At 30.7% G+C, this 20,868-nt stretch carries 22 protein-coding genes and 1 tRNA gene; 16 read left to right on the plus strand and 7 right to left on the minus strand.

Going from position 1 to position 20,868, the window contains the following annotated elements; translation table 11 throughout:
- Positions 1 to 5: 5 nt before the first annotated feature.
- From guaA to NMSP_RS00915, 3 genes are read right to left on the minus strand one after another with little or no spacing between them, the layout of a single operon-like run.
- Entirely contained in the window at positions 6 to 1,529 is a 1,524-nt protein-coding gene (gene guaA, locus NMSP_RS00905) for a glutamine-hydrolyzing GMP synthase (protein ID WP_086907040.1), read from the minus strand.
- 4 nt (positions 1,530 to 1,533) lie between these two features.
- Positions 1,534 to 2,118 (minus strand): hypothetical protein, encoded by a 585-nt coding sequence (locus NMSP_RS00910; protein ID WP_086907041.1) that lies wholly within the window; start codon positions 2,116 to 2,118, stop codon positions 1,534 to 1,536.
- A 34-nt stretch (positions 2,119 to 2,152) separates the two neighbouring features.
- Positions 2,153 to 2,890, minus strand: a complete 738-nt coding sequence (locus NMSP_RS00915; protein WP_086907042.1) for a 6-hydroxymethylpterin diphosphokinase MptE-like protein — start codon at positions 2,888 to 2,890, stop codon at positions 2,153 to 2,155.
- Positions 2,891 to 2,924: 34 nt separating this feature from the next.
- Here NMSP_RS00915 and folP point away from each other — a divergent pair, with 34 nt between their 5' ends.
- Genes folP through NMSP_RS00930 form a run of 3 tightly spaced genes read left to right on the plus strand, consistent with a single transcriptional unit; the run spans position 2,925 to position 5,761 of the window.
- Entirely contained in the window at positions 2,925 to 3,776 is an 852-nt protein-coding gene (folP, locus tag NMSP_RS00920; protein WP_086907043.1) for a dihydropteroate synthase, read from the plus strand.
- Positions 3,777 to 3,821: 45 nt separating this feature from the next.
- Positions 3,822 to 5,252, plus strand: coding sequence for an IMP dehydrogenase (gene guaB / locus NMSP_RS00925; protein ID WP_086907044.1), 1,431 nt, complete (start codon positions 3,822 to 3,824; stop codon positions 5,250 to 5,252).
- A gap of 35 nt (positions 5,253 to 5,287) precedes the next feature.
- Complete coding sequence (locus NMSP_RS00930; RefSeq protein WP_086907045.1) at positions 5,288 to 5,761, plus strand: hypothetical protein; 474 nt, start codon at positions 5,288 to 5,290, stop codon at positions 5,759 to 5,761.
- On the opposite strand, the gene pheA is transcribed toward NMSP_RS00930, so the two are convergent.
- Entirely contained in the window at positions 5,758 to 6,573 is an 816-nt protein-coding gene (pheA, locus tag NMSP_RS00935; RefSeq protein ID WP_086907046.1) for a prephenate dehydratase, read from the minus strand. The two genes, NMSP_RS00930 and pheA, sit on opposite strands and share 4 nt — an antisense overlap.
- 4 nt (positions 6,574 to 6,577) lie before the next feature.
- Complete coding sequence (locus NMSP_RS00940) at positions 6,578 to 7,132, minus strand: exosome complex RNA-binding protein Csl4 (protein WP_086907047.1); 555 nt, start codon at positions 7,130 to 7,132, stop codon at positions 6,578 to 6,580.
- An 87-nt stretch (positions 7,133 to 7,219) separates the two neighbouring features.
- Here NMSP_RS00940 and NMSP_RS00945 point away from each other — a divergent pair, with 87 nt between their 5' ends.
- Both NMSP_RS00945 and NMSP_RS00950 read left to right on the plus strand, forming a co-directional pair.
- Positions 7,220 to 8,299 (plus strand): zinc-binding dehydrogenase, encoded by a 1,080-nt coding sequence (locus tag NMSP_RS00945; RefSeq protein WP_086907048.1) that lies wholly within the window; start codon positions 7,220 to 7,222, stop codon positions 8,297 to 8,299.
- 2 nt (positions 8,300 to 8,301) lie between these two features.
- Positions 8,302 to 8,901, plus strand: coding sequence for a tetratricopeptide repeat protein (locus NMSP_RS00950; RefSeq protein WP_086907049.1), 600 nt, complete (start codon positions 8,302 to 8,304; stop codon positions 8,899 to 8,901).
- On the opposite strand, the gene dph2 is transcribed toward NMSP_RS00950, so the two are convergent.
- Positions 8,902 to 9,897 (minus strand): diphthamide biosynthesis enzyme Dph2, encoded by a 996-nt coding sequence (dph2, locus tag NMSP_RS00955; protein ID WP_086907050.1) that lies wholly within the window; start codon positions 9,895 to 9,897, stop codon positions 8,902 to 8,904. It abuts the gene before it with no gap.
- Between the two features lie 82 nt (positions 9,898 to 9,979).
- Here dph2 and NMSP_RS00960 point away from each other — a divergent pair, with 82 nt between their 5' ends.
- Entirely contained in the window at positions 9,980 to 11,308 is a 1,329-nt protein-coding gene (locus NMSP_RS00960) for a tRNA(Ile)(2)-agmatinylcytidine synthase (RefSeq protein ID WP_192866189.1), read from the plus strand.
- A gap of 1 nt (position 11,309) precedes the next feature.
- Here NMSP_RS00960 and NMSP_RS00965 read toward each other — a convergent pair.
- Positions 11,310 to 11,384 (minus strand) — tRNA-Met (locus NMSP_RS00965).
- 81 nt (positions 11,385 to 11,465) lie between these two features.
- Here NMSP_RS00965 and NMSP_RS00970 point away from each other — a divergent pair.
- The 10 genes from NMSP_RS00970 to hisF are packed head-to-tail and all read left to right on the plus strand — an operon-like array spanning position 11,466 to position 20,866.
- Entirely contained in the window at positions 11,466 to 12,563 is a 1,098-nt protein-coding gene (locus tag NMSP_RS00970; protein ID WP_086907051.1) for a PQQ-dependent sugar dehydrogenase, read from the plus strand.
- Between the two features lies 1 nt (position 12,564).
- Positions 12,565 to 13,821 (plus strand): hydroxymethylglutaryl-CoA reductase, degradative, encoded by a 1,257-nt coding sequence (locus tag NMSP_RS00975; protein ID WP_086907052.1) that lies wholly within the window; start codon positions 12,565 to 12,567, stop codon positions 13,819 to 13,821.
- A 39-nt stretch (positions 13,822 to 13,860) separates the two neighbouring features.
- Positions 13,861 to 14,838 carry an ATP phosphoribosyltransferase gene (gene hisG / locus NMSP_RS00980; protein ID WP_086908308.1) on the plus strand — a complete coding sequence of 326 codons (978 nt, stop codon included), beginning with the start codon at positions 13,861 to 13,863 and terminating at the stop codon, positions 14,836 to 14,838.
- Positions 14,838 to 16,109, plus strand: a complete 1,272-nt coding sequence (gene hisD / locus NMSP_RS00985; RefSeq protein ID WP_086907053.1) for a histidinol dehydrogenase — start codon at positions 14,838 to 14,840, stop codon at positions 16,107 to 16,109. The genes hisG and hisD overlap by 1 nt, the downstream gene beginning before the upstream one ends.
- Positions 16,106 to 17,176: a histidinol-phosphate transaminase gene (hisC, locus tag NMSP_RS00990; protein ID WP_086907054.1), complete on the plus strand. Its 1,071-nt coding sequence runs from the start codon at positions 16,106 to 16,108 to the stop codon at positions 17,174 to 17,176. Before hisD ends, hisC begins: the two co-directional genes overlap by 4 nt.
- A complete protein-coding gene (locus tag NMSP_RS00995; RefSeq protein ID WP_086907055.1) occupies positions 17,173 to 18,141 on the plus strand; it encodes an HAD-IA family hydrolase in 969 nt (322 codons plus the stop codon). The genes hisC and NMSP_RS00995 overlap by 4 nt, the downstream gene beginning before the upstream one ends.
- Before the next feature lie 25 nt (positions 18,142 to 18,166).
- Positions 18,167 to 18,754, plus strand: a complete 588-nt coding sequence (locus NMSP_RS01000) for an imidazoleglycerol-phosphate dehydratase (protein ID WP_086907056.1) — start codon at positions 18,167 to 18,169, stop codon at positions 18,752 to 18,754.
- A complete protein-coding gene (hisH, locus tag NMSP_RS01005; protein ID WP_086907057.1) occupies positions 18,754 to 19,362 on the plus strand; it encodes an imidazole glycerol phosphate synthase subunit HisH in 609 nt (202 codons plus the stop codon). The genes NMSP_RS01000 and hisH overlap by 1 nt, the downstream gene beginning before the upstream one ends.
- A complete protein-coding gene (gene hisA, locus NMSP_RS01010) occupies positions 19,359 to 20,066 on the plus strand; it encodes a 1-(5-phosphoribosyl)-5-[(5-phosphoribosylamino)methylideneamino]imidazole-4-carboxamide isomerase (RefSeq protein ID WP_086907058.1) in 708 nt (235 codons plus the stop codon). Before hisH ends, hisA begins: the two co-directional genes overlap by 4 nt.
- Positions 20,063 to 20,866 (plus strand): imidazole glycerol phosphate synthase subunit HisF, encoded by an 804-nt coding sequence (gene hisF, locus NMSP_RS01015; protein WP_086907059.1) that lies wholly within the window; start codon positions 20,063 to 20,065, stop codon positions 20,864 to 20,866. The genes hisA and hisF overlap by 4 nt, the downstream gene beginning before the upstream one ends.
- Positions 20,867 to 20,868 lie beyond the last annotated feature (2 nt).

The following is a 20,868-nucleotide window of genomic DNA, read 5'->3' on the forward strand; positions in this document are numbered from 1 at the left end:
ATCACTTATTGTGGCTCAATTGTTGCTGGTGGTTTGCTTGAAATTGTATATGTCACCCAAGTAACATCCTCAATTTCATTAGTAATTCTATTACTCATTTTTTCTAATACTCCATGTGGCAGTCTAGTCCAATCAGCAGTCATTGCGTCAATAGAATCTACCACTCTAATCATAACTATGTTTCCATATTTTCTCTCATCTCCAACTACTCCTACAGCCTTATCATCTCCCACTGCTGCATATGCCTGCCAAACTTTTGTATAGAATCCAGATTCCATTAACTCCTCTTCAACTATTTTACTAGCAATCTTTGAAATCTGTAATTTTGTCTGAGTAATTTCTCCCATAATTCTAACTGATAATCCTGGACCTGGAAATGGATGTCTCATGAAAAGTTTTTCAGGAACACCTAAAATTTTAGCAATTTGTCTTACTTCATCTTTGTATAATTCTCTTAATGGTTCCAAAATTTCTAAATTTAACCAATCTGGTAATCCTCCAACATTATGATGTGATTTAATTACATCTGCTGGACCTTTTGAAACTCCACTTTCAATTACATCTGGATACAAAGTTCCTTGTGCTAACCATTTGAATGGACCCTCTTTTTCAGCAAAATTTGTAAAAACATGAATAAATTCTTCACCTACAATTTTTCTTTTTAGTTCCGGATCTTCTACTCCTTTTAATTTTTCAAGGAATTGATTTCCTGCATCAACTGATGTAAAATTCACTTTAAAATTATCTTTGAACATCTCTTCCACTTCTTTCTCTTCATTTAATCTTAACAAACCATTGTTGACAAAAACACACTTGAGTCTATCTCCAATGGCTTTGTCAATTAACAGTGCTACTACTGTAGAGTCTATACCTCCACTAACACCACATAATACATTTCCATCAATTTTTGAAATTTTTTCTATTGCTGAATCGATAAAACCTTCCATTGTCCATTCTTGTTTTGCTTTACAAACTTTTAGAACAAAATTCTTGAGAATTTCAGTACCTTGTTCTGTGTGCACTACCTCTGGATGAAATTGAATTCCGTATACTGATTTTTCATCTGATGCAATTGCTGCAGCTTTAGCCCCTTCAGTATGCCCAATAATTTTGAATCCTGATGGTATTTCTTCTGCTTCATCACCATGACTCATCCATGCACGAACCGATTCACCAATACCATTTAACAAATCACTATCATTATCTATTGTTAAAAGTGAAGAGCCATATTCTTTGTTGGCTCTTTTTACTTTACCTCCAAATTTATCTACAATTAATTGATGTCCGTAACAAATTCCTAAAAGCGGTAAATCCATCTCAAAAATTTTATTTTCTGGTACTGGAGCTTCTGAACTATAAACACTTGATGGTCCTCCTGAAAAAATTATTCCTTTTGGATTGTGTTTTTGTATTTCTTCATAACTAATATCAAATGGTACTAATTCTGCATAAACGGAAAACTCTCTAATTCTTCTACAAATTAAATGACTATACTGTGAACCAAAGTCTAAAACTAAAATTTTATCCATACAATCACTTACTAATATTTTCCAACATCCTAGTTAATGACCATCCTGCTGTATTGATTAATTCTGTTACTCTTTGTTTTTCTCTATAATTTTTAATTATTATTTCTCTTATATCAGTCCCATTTTTATTAATAATGTAATCAATAATTGATTCTTTTTGGATTTTTCCATTTTCTGCTTCCACAAAATCTTTTTTCTTCATCTCTCCAATTATTCTATCTAAAAAGAATGATTTGAAAGGTGGTGTATCTGCATTAATCAAAATTTGTTCATCTAAAATAATTGAAACTTGTTCTGGTGTCACATATGCATTGGCAATGATTTTTCCATCATTTCCTCTTTTAATTGGAATTGAATTTTCTACTGGTTTTGATTTTTCTACTGGATTTGGTATTTTGATCTCTTCTTTAGGCTCAACTTTTGTATCTAATTTAGATGCCTTAACAAAACTAGAATCTTTTAGAAATCCATCTAATACTACAATATTTTTCTCTAACATCTCTATTCCTTCCTGATGTTTATCCACTTGTCTCATTAGATCTTCTCTTAGAGCAACTATTTCTTTTACTTGTTCTTCAGAAAATTTCATAATCTAATTAATCAGTAATGGGTATAAATGCATTCTAGGTAATTATGATATCCAAGTCTTTGTATGGTATTTTTTTAAATCCTTTAATTGGCATCGATGTAGTAAATAACTCTGATTTTGTGATCGATGATAACCAAATTAAAAGATCTTTGGCTATTTTCAATTTCTTTAATTTTATTTTTCTGTCAGATTTTTTTGTATTAGAAAATTTACCTATTCGCGTTCCAAAATCCATTCCAAAAAGAATAATTTTTTTTGCATCAAAATAACTTGCTAAAAAAACACCTCTGTCTCCATCTGTAAATCCTCCGAAATTTTGAATTTTATTAAATGGTTCTGTTTGAGTTGTCCCAATACAATTTTTAATTTTTTTTACCATTTGTAATTTTTCAATATTGTCTCCATGTGCATGAACTACAAAAATTGATTTTTTCTTTGAAATTTTTTTGATAGCATTTTCATCTCCATCTAAATCTGTTACAATGATGTCTGGAATTATCCCATTGTCTATTAATGGTTTTAAAGAACTATCAGCTGCAATTTTTATAGATTTTTTAAATTTCTTTAATTCAGGGATTGCAAATGATAATGATGGTCCAGAACCTATAACAAATACTGTATTTCCTTGAATTAATTTTTCAACTTTTTCTATATTCTTTGTTTTTTTTAAAATAGAGTCAAGTATTATGGTTGATTCCTTATCTTTTTTTTCAGAATATTTCAATTCTTTTAAAATTGATAGATATCTTGTTTTCCAACCTAAAATCATCATATAACTCAAATTGTATGAGGTTTTGATAAACTATATGGCAAAAATTGCAAATATTTCTGTTGGAGGACAAAACCCTGTTAGAATAATGGGAATTTTGAACACTAGTCCTGAATCATTTTATAAAAAATCCATTAATACTACTCGCTCAAAAATCAAAAATGTTGTTATCCAAATGGAAAATGACGGTGCAGATTTTATTGATGTAGGTGGAATGTCCACAGCACCTTATTTGTCAACCATGATTTCTGAAAAAGTAGAATCTAAAAGAGTTCTTGATGCAATTAAAATCATACAAAATACTACCAATCTTCCAATATCTGTCGATACTTGTAGATCTAGTGTAGCTAAAATTGCTTTAGAAAATGATGTCGAAATAATTAATGATATTTCAGGATTAAAATACGACAAAAATATGAAAGATGTAATTTCTAAATTTCAACCTTCGTTAATTTTATGTGCATATGATTCAAAAATAATATTGGGAAATTCAATTAATTCTACAAAAAAACTTTTTAAAAGTAGTTTAAAAATTGCAAAAGATTGTCATATACCAGATAAAAAAATTGTACTAGATCCAGCAATTGGCTTTTTTAGAAAAACAGGAAAAGGTAAATTTTTTACAAAAATTAAAACAGACTGGGTGGAAAGGGATCTTTCTATTATCAAAAATCTTAATTCCTTTAAAATGAAATACCCTATTTTAATTTCAGTTTCAAATAAATCTCTAATTGGTAATCTTTTAGAAAAAGAAAATCCTTCTGATCGATTATTTGGATCTATTACTGCAGAAGCAATATGTGTTTTAAATGGAGCCAATATCATACGTACTCATAACGTAAAGGCTACTCGAGATGCTATTACAATAGCTACAAAATTATCAAAATAACGCAAAGGCTTATAATCAATTTTTAACTTTTGAAACAAGGTTTCATTGGAATTTAAAGAAGGATTAACATTTGACGACGTTCTTCTTGTACCCAAATATTCAGATATTACTAGTAGAACTCAAACTAATCTAACCACTCAACTATCTCGAAATATCTCTCTAAACATACCATTTGTTAGTGCAAATATGGATACTGTAACTGAATCATCTATGGCAGTCGCTATTGCTCGTGCAGGTGGAATTGGAATTATTCACAGGTTTTTAACAATTGAAGAACAAGCTGATGAAGTTCTTAAAGTTAAACGATCTGGAAGTGTCATTATCGAGAATCCTTATTCAATAACTGGAGATAAAACAATTGAAGATGCATTAGATTATGCTGAAAATCAAGATATTTCTGGATTATTAGTTGTTGATGATAACTCAAAATTAATTGGTATTGTAACTGAAAGGGATTTACTATTTGCAAATTCTAAAAACCTTATTCAAGATGTAATGACTAAAGACGTAATCACCGCAAAAGCTGGTGTATCAATTGATGATGCAAAAGAACTTTTACACAAACATAGAATTGAGAAATTACCTCTTATTGACGATTCAGGATTGGTGAAAGGTTTGATTACCAGTAAAGACATTACAAATAATGCTGATTATCCAAATGCATCAAAAGATAGTAAAGGTCGACCTTTGGTTGGAGCTGCAGTTGGAGTAAAAGGTGACTTTTTAGAAAGAAGTGAATCTCTTTTAGAAGCAGGAGCTGATACTTTGGTTGTTGATATTGCTCATGGTCATAGTGAAAATGCAATTAGTACTGTAAAACATATCAAAAAAGCATTTCCTGATTGTGAATTAATTGCAGGAAATATTGCAACTGCTCAAGGAGCTGAAGATTTAATGAAAGCAGGTGTTGATGCAGTAAAAGTTGGGGTTGGCTCAGGCTCAATTTGCATTACAAGAGTAATTACTGGTTCAGGAGTTCCACAATTGACTGCTGTAATGGATTGTGCAAAAATAGGACGTGATTATGGAATTCCAATTATTTCTGATGGAGGTACTAGAACTTCTGGTGATGCTACAAAAGCATTAGCAGCTGGTGCTTCAACTGTTATGGTTGGAAGTATGTTAGGTGGAACTGACGAATCTCCAGGAACCGTCCTAACAAAGAATGGTAAGCGTTTCAAAGTATATCGTGGAATGGCATCTTTAGCAGCATCAATTGGAAGAAAATCTAAAGAAACAGGCTCAACATCATTTGATGACGATCTAAATGATTATGTTGCAGAAGGAGTTGAAGCTATGGTTCCATACAAAGGAACTGTTGTAGATATTTTAAAACAATTAACTGGTGGAGTTCGCTCAGGTTTAAGTTATTGTGGTGCACATACAATTCCTCAAATGCAAACAAATGCAGAATTTATCAAAATGTCAAGAGCTGGATTTGCAGAAAGTCAGCCTCATGATGTTTCTTTAATGTAGATAATTTTTTAAGCAGTACATAAGGTCATTTTATTATGCTTGCAACAAGAACCCTCATTGGTATGATTGTAGGTGGTTTAATTATTGGGTTGGGAGGTTATTCTTTAGTTGATACTTTAGGCGCTTCGACAGTTTCTATGAATGAAAATTTTGTAATTGGTTCTGGAGATAATGCTTCTTTTTCTATTCCTGCACCTAAAGATGCACCACAGTATATGAAAATAGTCGGTGATGATTTTGATGTTAAACTTACTAGTCCTGGTGAAGGATTAACTATTCCAAATACATCTTACAAAAAAGAATTAGTTTTGGATTGGACTCACGTTACAGAAGGTCAAACCATAATTGTAGTTCAAAATACGGGTGCAAGTGAATTAGAAATTATCGCAAATACTAATCAAACACCTAATCCATTTGGAATCACATTTGACTTTATGGTTATTACATCTGGAGTAATAATTCTTGGATTTAGTTTAGGTTTTACATTAAGAAAACCAAAAGGTTTCTAGTTTATTTTTGCAGAAGGATAAGAACCTAAAATTTTCATGAAAAGTGTTTCTTTTTTAATTTCATCCAGCATTTCTAAAATCTTACTATTTTTTTGATGTCCTTCAAAATCTACATAGAAATTATATTCCCATGAATTGGTTTTAGTTGGTCTTGATTCTATTTTTGTCAAATTAACATTATTTTTGTTAAAATTTTCAATTATTCTAAATAGTGAACCAGGCTCATGCTTTATGGAAAAAATTATTGAAGTCTTGTCATTTTCTGTTTCTTGAGTCTCTGTTTTTGATAATATTAGAAATCTTGTATAGTTATTCAGATTATTGGCAATATTTTCTTGAATTATTGATATGTTAGAAATTTCTGCAGCTTCTTTACTTGCTATACATGCACAATTTCTTTCTTTCAATTCTTTGATAATTTTTACACTGCCTGCAGTATCGTAAGTAGGAATTGTTTTCATTTTAAATTTTTCAATAAATTCTCTGCATTGACCTAACGCTTGTGGATGTGAATACACTGTATCAACTTCTTCTAAATTACCTAATCCGATTAAACAGTGTTCTATTCTATGATATGTTTCCCCAGTAACATTTAGATCTGTTGAATTTAACAAATCATAACTTTCTCCAACACTTCCTTCCAAAGAATTCTCAACAGGTAAAATTGAAAATTCTGAAATATCCTTAGAGGTGTTTTGCAAAATTTCTGAAAATGTTGGTAATGGAATTGTTTCAATATCATGATCAAAAAAAGATTTTGCTGCGGCTTCACTATATGCGCCTCGTTCACCTTGGAACGATACACTAGTCATTTTTTTACTCTCTCAATTTTACGAAATTGCTTTTTCCAAAATTTGAAGAAAGTTTTCTTTCATCAATCCATCCGCAATCTGTACATTTTATTGCATCTGAAGACTTGGAAACAACTTTTCCTACACATTTTCTACATTTTGTAAACATAATTCCTAAATCTGGTTCATTCATTACTGCATGAATTGTTCCATTTAGATGAGCAACAATCTTCAATGATGCAATATCATTAACAAGTGCTACATTTCTTATTCTCATATTTCGTGTACCACAAATACATTCTACTTTTGAAGTAGTTGGATTTCCATTAATGTAATCAATTGTGACTGCAATCATTGACGACATTACAGCTGCAACTGTGCCGATAATTACATCTCCAACTTTTGGAACTGATAATAATTTTGGATGATTGATGTCAACTACTCGTGTTTCTTTATCCATATTTTTCTCCCCTACTGCGGCTGCTCTTACCATATCTCCATCATCAAACGTGTTATTTCCAGCCTCGTATTCTTCAATTGATGCTATTTTATCACCGGGAAAAACTGAATTATCTGACATAATCTAATTTTTCTTCCTATGATTATAATTGTTTTTGGTACAAAAGATCTTGATAAATCATATATCTGGAAAAATTAGAGAGTAATCATGAGGGCATTAGTATATGATGAATATACAACTGATGATGATTTTTCTAAAATTCTAAAAATCAAAAATCTTCCTATTCCTGAACCACGTTCTAATGAAGTAATTTTCAAAGTAATTTCTGCTGCATGTAATTATGATGATATTTGGGGAATGAGGGGTAAGCCTTTGGCAATACCATTACCTCACATTTCTGGAACTGACGCAGCAGGTATTGTTACAGCTGTAGGAAATGATGTAAAAAATATCAAAGTTGGAGACAGAGTTGTTTCTCATGGCAATATGTCATGCAGAGTTTGTAAGGCATGTACAGATGGACGAGAATTTGATTGTAAAAAAAGAACAATTTGGGGTTTTGAAACTGGTCCTCTATGGGGTGGATATTGTGAATATACACATTTACCTGAAGTTAACGTATTGAAAATTCCTGAAGGAGTTTCATATGATGACGCAGCAGCTGCATCAATGACATTACTAACTTCATGGCATATGTTAGTTGGAAGAGCAAAGATTCAACCAGGACAATTAGTTCTAATTATGGGTGGAAGTTCTGGTGTTGGAAGTTTTGGAATTCAAATTGCAAAATTATTTGGTTGTACAGTTATTGCAACCGCTAGTCCAGACAAATTAGAAAAATGTCTAGAACTTGGAGCAGACTATGCAGTTGATCATAGAAAAGATGATTGGCATAAGGAAGTAAGATCAATTGCTAAAAAAATTCCAAAACCCTATGGTGGTGTTCCAAGTATAGATGTAATTTTTGAACATATTGGTGGTTCTCACTGGAATAAGGAATTGACTTTGTTAAATTACGGTGGAACTATTGTCACAACAGGTGCTACAACTGGATACAACGCTAAAACTGATTTAAGACATATTTTCTTCAAAGGAATTAATATTTTAGGTTCAACTCAAGGTACTAGATCTGAATTAGAAGAGTGCTTTTATTGGATGTCAAAGGGTAAAATCAAATCTATTATTGATTCAGTTTACTCTTTGGAAAATGCCGTTGAGGCTCATAATAAAATGCTAAAGGGTAAAGGACTCTTTGGAAAAATTTTGATAAAACCTAATTTAGATTAATTATGACAGATCCTAAAATAAATTCATTATTAGATGAAGGTAATCGATTATTTTTACAAAAAAAATTCCAACAGGCAATTACATATTATGATAAAATACTAGATGAAGATCCAAAAAATGTTAGTTCATTAAATAATAAAGGATATGCATTAAGTAAACTCAAAGATTTCACTAATGCTATGAAATGTTATAAAATTGCGTTAGAAATATCCCCAAATGATTTATCCGTACTTACTAACATTATCTCATCACTTCGAAAACAAGGAAATTTAATTGAAGCATTATCTTGTTGTGATGAAATCTTAGAAAATAATCCCAAGTATAATATTGTTTTATATCATAAAGAGAGAATTTTATTTTCTTTAAAAAAATTTCATGAATCAATTTCTTGCTGTGATAAAATTTTAGAGGATTATCCAAATAATGGGGATGTTCTTTTTGATAAAGCGTCTAGTCTTTCTATGTTGTCTAACTTTGATAACGCATTAAATTTACTTGAGCGTGCTATTTTTCAGGGTGTCCAATTTAAAATTAAAGCTAAAAAATCAAAATCATTTGCAAATTTATCTGAAAACCCTAAATTTCAAAATTTAATTTCTTAATTATAGCCAATGTGGGATTTCTAGATATTCATCAATACTTTCTTTTCGTAAAACTTTCAAAAGTGCATTTGCTTGCGGTGTTGACAATACTGGTTTGTCAAATTGATTATCTGTGGAAATTCTGGGGCATGCAACTTGAATAAATGCATCTATTCCTCTAAGGTTATTCAATCGTTCATTTGTAATATCAGTCAATGCAAATAACTGAACCCTTTTACCTTCCTTTTCTAATTCTTTTTTAAATTTTAATCCAAATACTTTTGATAATTGTCCTTCTTTTAATCCAATTATTATTCCAAAAGATTTTGCTTCAGCCGCTTTGAAAATTGCAAGTGTTGCTTTCTTTTTTAGAGAACGTGCAAAATCAGTTACCTCTCTTACTTCATTAAAATATGGATCTAATACAAAAGTTGGTAAATTTGTTGATAATGCAATACCTGCTGCATGAAAATTACTTTGACCTAAAAATACATAGGCATCTACTTCTTTTTTTAATTCTGTTGCTGGATAGAATTCACAACCAAATACCTGACCATCGTTTAACTGTCCTTTACCTTTTCCAATTTTAACATTAATTCCATTTTTTGTTAGAATTTTTTCAACTTTATCCATTTGATGTAGATGTTGACTATCTGTGACAAGCGAAATTAATTTTCCTTTTAACAATTTTGTACATTTTTCTGCAACGCCTTCAAATCCCACATCGTCAAATGCATCAATTAAAACTAAATTTTTTTCTAATGATTCTGTATTAATCGTATGTCCTATATTGAATTGGATATCTGCTCCTAATATTTTTGATCCTGTAGTATTCAAATCACAAGTTCCCCATGTGGTATCTGCTAGAACATATGCTGGAATTTCATATTTTTCTGTTATTTTCATAGCCATATCTTGTACTTGTGGTAACATTCCATCTGGACCGTTTAATGAAACTGAAGCCGGTTGTTTTTCTTCTATTTCTTTGAAAATTCTTGCTTCATCAATTATAATCAATTTAGCTTCGAATATTATGTTATTAATTTAAACCAACTGTAATTTTCAACAACTAAAAATGTATGAATTAATTAGATAAGTTGTGGATACCGAATCTGTTTTAAATATTGGATTTGATGATACTGATTCTCCTACTGGAATGTGTACTACTTTTCTAGCCTACAAAATTGTTGATTTACTACAAAAACAAAAAACAGAATTTCTTGATTTTCCAAAATTAATTAGATTTAATCCTAATATTCCATGGAAAACTCGTGGAAATGGAGCTGTTTCTTTAAAAATTAAGACCAATCAGCCTTCAAAAATAAAAAAACAGATTAAAAATTTAGTTTCAAAATATTCTGATACCAAAAATGGTGCTAATCCTGGTTTGGTATTTTTTGAAAGTGATTCAATTCCTTCTGAATTTACAAAATTTAGTAATTTAGCTTTATGGCAATTAATTAATCGAAATAATGCTAAAAAATTTGTCAAAAAAAATAATCTTGATTTTTACTATGAAGGTAATGGTCAGGGATTAATTGGTGCAATTAGTGCAATTGGTTATGATTTTTCTGATCATACTTTAGAATTATTAAGTTATAGAAAAAAAAGAAAGTTTGGGAAAGAAAGAATAATTTCTGCAGATAGTGTAAAAAAAATGCAAGAGAATACTTTTCCATATACATTCAATAGTTTTGATACAAAAAAAAGCCGAGTTTTAATTATGCCTCATGGACCTGATCCTGTTTTTTATGGAGTAAGAGGTGAGAACGTAAATTCGTTGGTTACTGCAACTAAAATTCTACAAAGTAATGAAAAATTAGATGGATACATGATTTTCAAATCTAATCAAGGCACTGGTGATCATTTAAAAAATGAATTAAATTCTAAAACTATGAAGCCTTATGCATCTGGGACATTAATTGGAATTGTTTCCAATACACCAAAAATCGCAAAAGGTGGACATGTCTTTTTTACAGTCACTTCTAAAAATCATGAATTTTGGTGTGCTGTGTATAAGGAAACAGGAATTTCTACAATTGCTTCTAATCTGATAATTGGTGATAAAATTTCAGTTGGTGGAGGAGTTAGAAAAGCATCAAAAAATTTTCCACGAATAATTAATCTTGAATTTATCAAAATCATCTCTCTCGAAAAAAATCTATCAAAAACTAATCCAATTTGTAAAAAATGTGATAAAAAAATGAAATCAAAAGGCCGTAATCAAGGATTTCAATGTATAAAATGTGGTGCTAAAAATTTGAAAAAAACAACCATAGAAATTCCTAGAAAAATCAAAAAACAATTGTATATTCCTAAAATTTCTGCTCATAGACACTTAACACGACCTTCACAGAGAACTGGAAAAATTAACAAAACTATTGCCTTTGATAATTCTCAATCTTGGTTTTGTGTTTATGAAAAATAAGTAGCGGGGAGTAGATTTGAACTACTGAACTGCGGGTTATGAGCCCGCCGGGATGACCTGGCTTCCCCACCCCGCTGAACCTAAATAAAGTTCAACGGTATATACGCTTTATCCAATCTTTGAAAGTAATTAATAGGATTTTAAAAGATAATTTTTTATGAATAAAAAAATTCAAATCGCTGCAATTAGCGGTGCTATTTTATTTTCAATATTTGTTTTAACTTCTTCAGATAATGAAACATCAATTCCATTACCAAAACCAAATTCATATTCGGAAAATGACTCTGTAATGATTTTAGCTGAAAATCTTGATAAGCCTCGTGCAATAGCTGTTTACGATAATAGAATTTTTGTAACTGAAAAAGGTGGTACGATTAGAGTAATTGAAAACGATCAATTATTGGAATCACCTTTAGCTACATTTCGCACACCTAATGTATTTGATGGAGGTCTATTGGGAATCGCAGTACATCCAAATTTTTCTAATAATAATTTTCTATATGTCTTTTTGACATATGAAGAAAATGGAAATTTGTGGAATAAAGTTTTGAGAATTACTGAAGAAAATAACAAGTTAAAAGATGTTGAAATAATAATTGATAAAATTCCTGGTTCCTCATTCTATAATGGTGGTTTTCTAAAATTTGGACCTGATGGAAAATTATATGTTGGAACAGGTACTGTTTCAGATGATTCACATTTGCCCCAAGATATCAATTCCTTAGCAGGAAAAATCTTAAGATTGAATGATGATGGTACAATTCCAAGTGATAATCCATTTACAAATTCACCAGTTTATTCATTAGGACATAGACATACACAGGGAATGACTTGGGATGATCAAAATAATTTGTATGTTGCAGAATTTGGACCTGAAAAAAATGATGAAATAAATCTAATAAAATCTGGAAAAAATTATGGCTGGCCTGAACAACAATGTTCTGGAAGTGATGATTTTGAAAATGCAATCTTATGTTATGATCCTAGCATAGAGCCTGGAGGAATTTTATTTTATTCTGGAGACAAAATAAATTTTGAATCCAAATTTATCTTGGCTTCGATGCGAGCTTCTAATCTTTACCAAGTTGATTTTGAAGAAGGATTAAGCTCTCAAAAATCAATTCTTAGCGGAAATGGAAGAATTCGTGATGTAGTTGAAGGTCCAGACGGTAGTATCTATGTAATTACTTCAAATACTGATGGAAAAGGTTTTCCAGATAGATTGGATGATAGATTATTGAGGATATTGAAATAAAATGCCTGATTCATCTATTTCCAAATTTTTTGAAAAATCTCGAAAAGATAGATTAAAAATAATTGGAAATTTTGCAAATCTATCTGAAGATGAATTAATTACCTTGGAAAACATGAATGGTGGAATTTCTTTTGATAAAGCTGATAAAATGATAGAAAATGCAATTGGAACTTTTTCATTGCCTTTGGGTGTTGCAACAAATTTTAAAATTAATAACAAAGATTACGTGGTTCCCATGGTTATTGAGGAACCCTCTGTAATTGCAGCTGCATCAAAAGGTGCTAAAATTGCACGAATTAAAGGAGGATTTGAAGTGACTGCAGATGAATCGTATAGTATTGGCCAAATCCAAATTTTGAATACTGATGCAAATATTGCAATCAAAAAAATTAATGAACAAACTAATGAAATTTTAAAATTAGCAAATTCAAAGAGTAATACTTTGTCAAAAATGAATAAGGGTGCAAAAGAAATCATGTGTAAAGAAATTGATACGCCATCTGGTAGTATGTTAATTGTAGAATTGTTAATTGATGTTGGGGATGCCATGGGTGCAAATGTTACAAATACAATGTGTGAAGCAGTTTCACCTCTTATAGAAAAAATTACAGGAGGAAAAGCATTACTTAGAATTTTATCAAATTATTCAACTAGACGTATGGTAAAAGCAAAAGCTATTTTTGAAAAAGAATCTGTAGGTGGTGAGGCTGTTGTAGATAATATCATTTTAGCATATGAATTTGCAGATAATGATGTCTATCGTGCAGTTACTCATAATAAAGGAATTATGAATGGAATTATTTCAGTAGCAAATGCTGTTGGTCAAGATAGTAGAGCAATTGAAGCTGCTGCAAATGCATATGCTGCAATTTCAGGAAAATATCGTTCACTAAGTAAATGGAGTAAAGACGATGATGGTAATTTGGTTGGCATTTTAGAAATCCCACTTTCTGTTGGTATTGTTGGCGGAATTGCTAACGTCCATCCAGTAGCTAAAATTTGTGCAAAAATTCTCAACGTGGAATCTGCTCAAGAACTTGCATGTGTAATGACTGCAACAGGATTGGCACAAAATTATAGTGCAATTAGAGCTCTTTCTACAGAAGGAATTCAAAAGGGTCACATGAGGCTACATGCACGAAATCTAGCAGCAGCAGCAGGTGCTACTCCTGAACAAATTGATCCTATTGTTGAAAAAATGGTTCAAGCTAATTCAATTTCACTTGATAAAGCTAAAGAATTGCTTCATCAAATTTAAACATCCTATTATATAGCTAAAAAGTGAAAACTAATGAAAATGTCTGATGTGAAATTTGCAATACCTAAAGGAAGTTTAGAAGATGCTACATTCAAGCTTCTTGAGAAATCTTGGACAAAAGTAAATAGAAAAAGTAGAACTTATCGCGTTTACCTAGACGATCCTACAATTACTATGAAAATGCTACGTCCACAAGAAATACCAACTCTAGTTTCTGAAGGATTGTATGATGTTGGAATAACTGGAAAAGATTGGGTTGGTGAAACAAATTCTGACGTTGAACCTATTCTTGATTTAGAATATGGAAAAATTAGACTTGTAATTGCGTTTCCTGACAAATATAGTTACAAAAATCTTGATTCTATGATTGCTGATTATGGTAAAAAGAAAAAAACTCTAAGAATATCCTCTGAATATTTGACAACAGCTTCAAAATTTATCAAAAGTTTAAAGTCCTATCAAAAATATTATGGTAAAAAAGATCCATTAATTGTTACACCCTGGATGAGATTAGGAAATAACAAAGATGTTCAAATTCATTTATCATTTGGAGCAACAGAAGCAAAACCTCCAGAGGATGTGGATGCAATCATGGATGTAACTGAAACCGGAACAACTCTAAAACAAAATAAATTAAAAATTGTTGATGAAGTATTGACTTCCACTGCACATTTGATAATTAATAAAAAATCATTAAAAGATCCAAAAAAACGTGAAAAGATTTTTGATATTATTACTCTAATGAGAGGTGCAGTAAATGGAAGAAAATATTTACACATCTATCTTAATGTTGAAGAAAAAAATCTGAAAAAACTTTTATCTCAAATGCCTTCTTTAAAGAGACCTACAATTAGTCCTCTTAGTGAAGATGGTTGGTTTGGAGTTAATACTGTAATTAAAAAAGAAGAATTTCACAAACTTGTTCCTAAATTGAGAAAAATTGCTCAAGGATTAGTTGTTCATGAACCTCGTCAAATATTAGAACTAGAAGAAATTAAACGCGACGAAGAAAATTGATGAAAATCCATAAAGTAACAAATGTTGAACAATTTGTTGCAAAGATCATTCCAAAACAGGCTCAAAAAAACAAAACTATAGTTGAAACTATAATAAAAAATGTTCAAAAAAATGGTGATTCCTCAGTAAAAAAATATGAAAAAAAATTTACTGGTGCAGCTATTTCTAATTTACGAGTTTCTAAGAGTGAAATTAAAAATGCATACTCTAGGGTATCAAAAAACGAAATTACCGCATTAAAGTTATCAAAAAACAAGGTTGAAAAAACTGAATCTGTAATTAAAAATATTTTCAAGAATAAAAAAATTAATCAAGATGGAGTTCAAATATTAAAAAAATTTATTCCTATTCAAAGTACTGGTTGTTATATTCCCGGTGGTCTTGCAAGATACCCTAGCTCTGTGATTATGTCTGTTATTCCTGCAAAAGTTGCTGGTGTTAAAAGAATAGTAGTTGTATCTCCTCCAAATTCTAATGGTAAAATTGATCCACTAACAATTGTAGCTGCAGATATTTGTGGTGCTACTGAAATCTATAAGACTGGTGGTGTACAAGCAATTGCTGCTTTATCTTTTGGTACAAAATCAATTTCAAAAGTTGATAAAATTGTTGGACCTGGTGGTGCATTTGTTACATTAGCAAAATCATTAGTTAGTGACAATACTGGAATCGATATGCTTGCGGGTCCTACTGAATTAGGAATTATTGCAGATAATTCAGCTAATCCTGAATACATAGCGCTTGATTTAATTTCACAAGCAGAACATAGTAGTGATACTTTTTGTTATTTAATTACAAATTCTGAAAAAACTGCAAAACTTGTAAATCAAATAATTTCAAAATTATTGCCAACAATTCAAAGACAGGATTTAGTAAAATCTAGTTTATCTAAAAATGGATTTATTGCTGTTTGTAAAAATAATTCTGATATGATAAATTTAATTAATTATTTGGCTCCTGAACACCTACAAATTATGACTAAAACTGCAAAATCAATGTCCTCAAAAATCACTTCTTCTGGATTAGTTTTACTTGGTAATTACTCTCCATCCTCTGCAAGTGATTACTTGCTAGGCTCAAATCACATACTTCCTACAAACGGCTTTGGAAAAATTCGTGGTTCACTATCTGTAATTGATTTTATTAAAATCAATACAGAGGTAATTGCCTCAAAAACTTCATTGTCTAAAATTTCAAAACACCTTGACACATTAACTTCTGCAGAAGGATTACCTAATCATTATGAGGCAGTAAGAGGTAGATTGCAATGAAAAAAAACTGGTTTGATTCCAAAGTAAAAGAATTTTCTTCAATTGGTGGATACCAAAAACCAGAATTAAATGAAAATTCTCTAAAACTTGATTCAAATGAAAATTATGTTTTATCAAAACAATTTCAAAATGATATTGTATCAGGAGCTAGAAAAAATTCTGATGTAAGGGAATATCCTCTTGGAGGGGTTGAAAGACTAATTCAAATGATTTCCAAGTTTGTAAAAGTACCTTCATCTATGATTGGGATTGGAAATGGTTCTGATCAAATTTTAGATTTAATTCTATCTAACTTTGCATCAAAACAAACTAAAGTTCTTACATCAAATCCAACTTTTGGTTTTTTTGAGGAGCGATGTAAATTATATTCAATTCCACTAATCAGAATTCCATTTTCTAATGAAATGAAATTAGACGTTGAAGAATTCATCAAAGAATCAAAAAACGCTGATATTCTATATCTTGATTCCCCAAATAATCCAACTGGCTTTCAATTTTCTAAAATAGAGATTAAAAAATTAATCAAATCTTTTGAAGGTATGATAATCATTGATGAAGCATACGGTGAATTTTCTGATTATTCTCTTTCTAGCTTAGTTAAAACTCAAAATAATTTAATTGTAGTTAGAACCTTGTCCAAGTCTTTTGGAATGGCCGGTCTACGGTTGGGTTATTTTGTTGCAAACAAAAAATTTACTGATGCATTTCTAAATGTTTTACAATACCCATACCCTCTTAGTACAATAACAATTGAATCTGGAATTTTAGCCTTAGAAAAAGTGAATTTGATGGAAAATGCAGTAAAAATCATCAAAACTGAGAGGCAAAGAATTATTGAAACATTGCAAAAATTTGATGCCTTTGAAGTCTTTGATTCCAAGGCTAATTTTGTACTATTTGATGCACATAGCTCCTACAAGCGAGTATATTCAGCATTATCTGAACAAGGAATTTCTATTAGAAAATTGGGTAAAATAGGAAATCATGATGGATGTCTTAGAGTCACAATTGGAACAAAGGAAATGAATTCAAAATTCTTATTGGCTATTCGTGATTATTTGGGATGACTCTAACACAAAAATCAAAAGGTATCTATGTTGATGATTCATTTGATCCCACCAAATTTGACAGTATAATTTTTGATTGTGATGGTGTACTAGTTGATATTACAAATTCATATGATCAAACAATAGTTAAAACAGCAAAATATGTTTTAGAAACTTTAGCAAAAATTAGTGATTCAATTCAAATAGATTTTAAAATTATTGATGGTTTCAAATCCACTGGCGGTTTTAATGATGAAGTTGACTTGACTTATGCCGCAATTCTTTCAATTGTTGCTGCAAAAAAATTAAAAAAAGATCAAACAGAATTTATTAATCTTGTAATAAAAAATTCTGATTCAACAGGAATCAAATCTGTTGAGACTTTCATAAAAAATCAGGTTGACATATCTGAAATTATTGAACAACTATCTTATCCTGGTTCACACAAGGACAATATTTTATATCAAATATTTGATCAATTATTTTATGGACCAGAACTTTATTTAAAATTATTTAAAAATATATCAAAATTTTCTGAATCTGGTTTAATTGAAAATGATATTGTAATTTTTAATAATGATTTATCTGATAAATTAGAAAATAAATTTCATAATCAAATTTCAATGGTTACTGGAAGGGGAAAAGAATCTGTTAAGTATTCGTTAAAAAATCTGCTTGAAAAATTTGACTTGCAAAATTCAATGTTTTTAGAAGATGAACCAAGAGAACTTGCAAAACCTAATCCTCAATCACTTGTAAAATCTATCACTGGTATGAATAGCAAATCCTGTTTGTATGTTGGTGACTCTATGGAGGATTTTATTATGGCTAAAAAAGCCACAATTTTGGGTAATAAAACAACCTTTTGTGGAATTATTGGAACAAGTAAAAATCCTGAGGAAAAATTGCAATTATTTGAACAAAATGAGGCTATTTTAGTTCTTGATTCGATTAATTTGCTACCAAAGGTATTAAATTTAGAATAAATCTATCAGATAATCTGTGACAAACATGGCTCAAAGAAAAGCATCAGTAAATCGAAGTACAAAAGAAACTACTATTTCTGTATCTGTCAATCTTGATGGACAAGGAAATACTAGTATCAAAACTGGAATTAATTTTGTTGATCACCTAATCACATCATTTGGAAAACATGGTATGATGGATCTTAAAGTAAATGCAAAATCTAATGATGGCATTGAACACCACTTAATTGAAGATACTGCAATAACAATTGGTCAGGCAATTGATAAAGCACTAGGTTCTAGAAAAGGAATTACTAGATTTAGCTATGCTTCTGTTCCTATGGATGAATCTTTAGCTGAAGCATCTATTGATCTTGTAAAACGACCCTTCTCAAAATTGACTCTATCCATTAAACGAAGCAAAATTGAAAATGTATCTAAAGAAGATTTAGAACACTTTTTCCAATCACTACTTCAAAATTTGAATAGCTGTATCCACCTTACTGTCAAGTATGGAGACAATGATCACCACAAAGTTGAATCTGCAATCAAATCCCTTGCAGTTGCATTTAGATCTGCATCATCATATGATAAAAAACAAAAAGGAATTCCAAGTACAAAAGGTTCAATGTAATGGTAAATTTAGCAATTTTTGATTATGGCGCTGGAAATATTTTCAGCCTTAAAAATAGTCTTGAACAAGCTGGTGCCTCAGTTGATGTAATTACTTCTTTTGATAAAAGCAATATTTATTCCGGATTATTATTACCTGGAGTTGGAAATTTTGATCCTGCAATACAGAGTATTAATGAAAATTCAAAAACAAAATTTCATGATTATGTAAAGGAAGATACTCCTGTTTTAGGCATATGTTTGGGCATGGAAATGTTTTTTGAAAAAAGTGAGGAGGGAGTTGAAAAAGGATTTAATGTTATTGATGGTGAAATAGTAGTTTTACCATCTACTATGAAAGTTCCACATATGGGATGGAATAATTTAGAAATTAAAAAATCTGGAACCATTCTGGAAGGTGTAGATGATGGTTCATGGGTTTATTTTGTTCACTCTTATCGTGCTAAACCAAAATCTGATGATGTGATTACTGCTGAATCTGATTATGGTGTTAAAGTTCCAGCAGTTGTTGAAAAAAATAATTTCTTTGGAACTCAATTTCATCCTGAAAAATCAGGCGATGTTGGAAAAATAATGATCCAGAATTTTCTTAATGTGTGTAAAAAATGAAAGTGATTCCCGCAATTGATTTAATGAATGGACAAGTAGTTAGACTCTACAAGGGTGATCCAAACCAAAAAACCGTTTATAGTGATGATCCAATTGGTATTGCCAAAAAATGGGAAGAATCTGGAGCTGATATGATTCATCTAGTAGATTTAGATGCTACTTTGGGATTGGGTTCTAACTTTGAATTAATCAAAAAAATTGTTTCATCAGTGTCTGTTCCAGTAGAAATAGCAGGTGGACTACGTTCTGAATCATTAATTCTTGAAGCACTAAAAATTGTAGATAGAGTTGTTATCGGAACAATGGCATTCAAAGAACCTGAATTATTACAAAAGTTACTGATTAAACTTGGTTCAGACAAACTTGTAATTTCCGTAGATCACAAAGATGGCATTATTGTTACACATGGATGGCAAAGCAATACTGATATTTCATTAATTGATTCAATGAATGAATTTTTAGGTGTCGGATTTACCGAATTTCTTTTAACAAATGTTAATCGTGATGGTACTTTGGAAGGACCAGATTTGGAATTTTTAGAGGAAGCATGCAGTTTGGATAAGGCAAATGTGATTGCAAGCGGTGGAATTTCTAATGTTGATGACATTCCTAAAGTAAAAGAGAAAAATGCTTGGGGAGTTATTTTAGGAAAGGCACTTTATGAAAATAAAATTAGTATTGAGGAGACAAAAAAATTATCATGACTTTAACTAAAAGAATAATCCCCTGTTTGGATGTAAAAAATGGTAGAGTTGTCAAAGGCCTAAATTTTGAATCCATAAAAGATGCTGGTGATCCAGTTGAGCTAGCTGCTAAATATAGTAATGAAGGTGCTGATGAGCTTGTATTTCTTGATATTACTGCTTCAAATGAACAACGAGAAACAATCAAGGAATTAGTTAGAAAAGTTGCTTCTGTAATTAATATTCCATTCACTGTTGGTGGTGGAGTCAAATCAGTTGATGACGCAAGAAACATTTTACTTAATGGAGCTGATAAAGTTGGAGTTAATACAAGTGCAATTAAGACTCCTGTACTTGTTACTGAATTAATGACATTGTTTGGTAGACAATGTGTTGTAGTGGCAATTGATGCAAAAAGAAATTTTGAGATTAAAGAAAATGTAAATGTATTTTCAGAAAATGGAAAAGAATTCTGGTTTGAAGTTTTCATTTATGGTGGAAAACAAGGAACTGGAATTGATGTCATTAACTGGGCCAAAGAAGCTGAAAAATTAGGTGCTGGAGAAATTTTACTAACTAGTATTGATGCTGATGGAACAAAAAATGGATATGATGTATTGTTAACAAAATCTATTGTTGAAAACGCCTCTATTCCTGTAATTGCTTCTGGCGGATGTGGAAAACCGGATGATATGGTAGAAATATTTGAAAAATCAAATGTTGATGCTGCACTTGCAGCCTCAATATTTCACTATGATTCTCATGGTGTTCAAGGCGTCAAATCTTTTCTAAAAGATAAAAAAATACCTGTAAGATTATAACC

Source organism: Candidatus Nitrosomarinus catalina (assembly GCF_002156965.1).
In the GTDB taxonomy this organism is placed as follows: domain Archaea; phylum Thermoproteota; class Nitrososphaeria; order Nitrososphaerales; family Nitrosopumilaceae; genus Nitrosopumilus; species Nitrosopumilus catalinensis.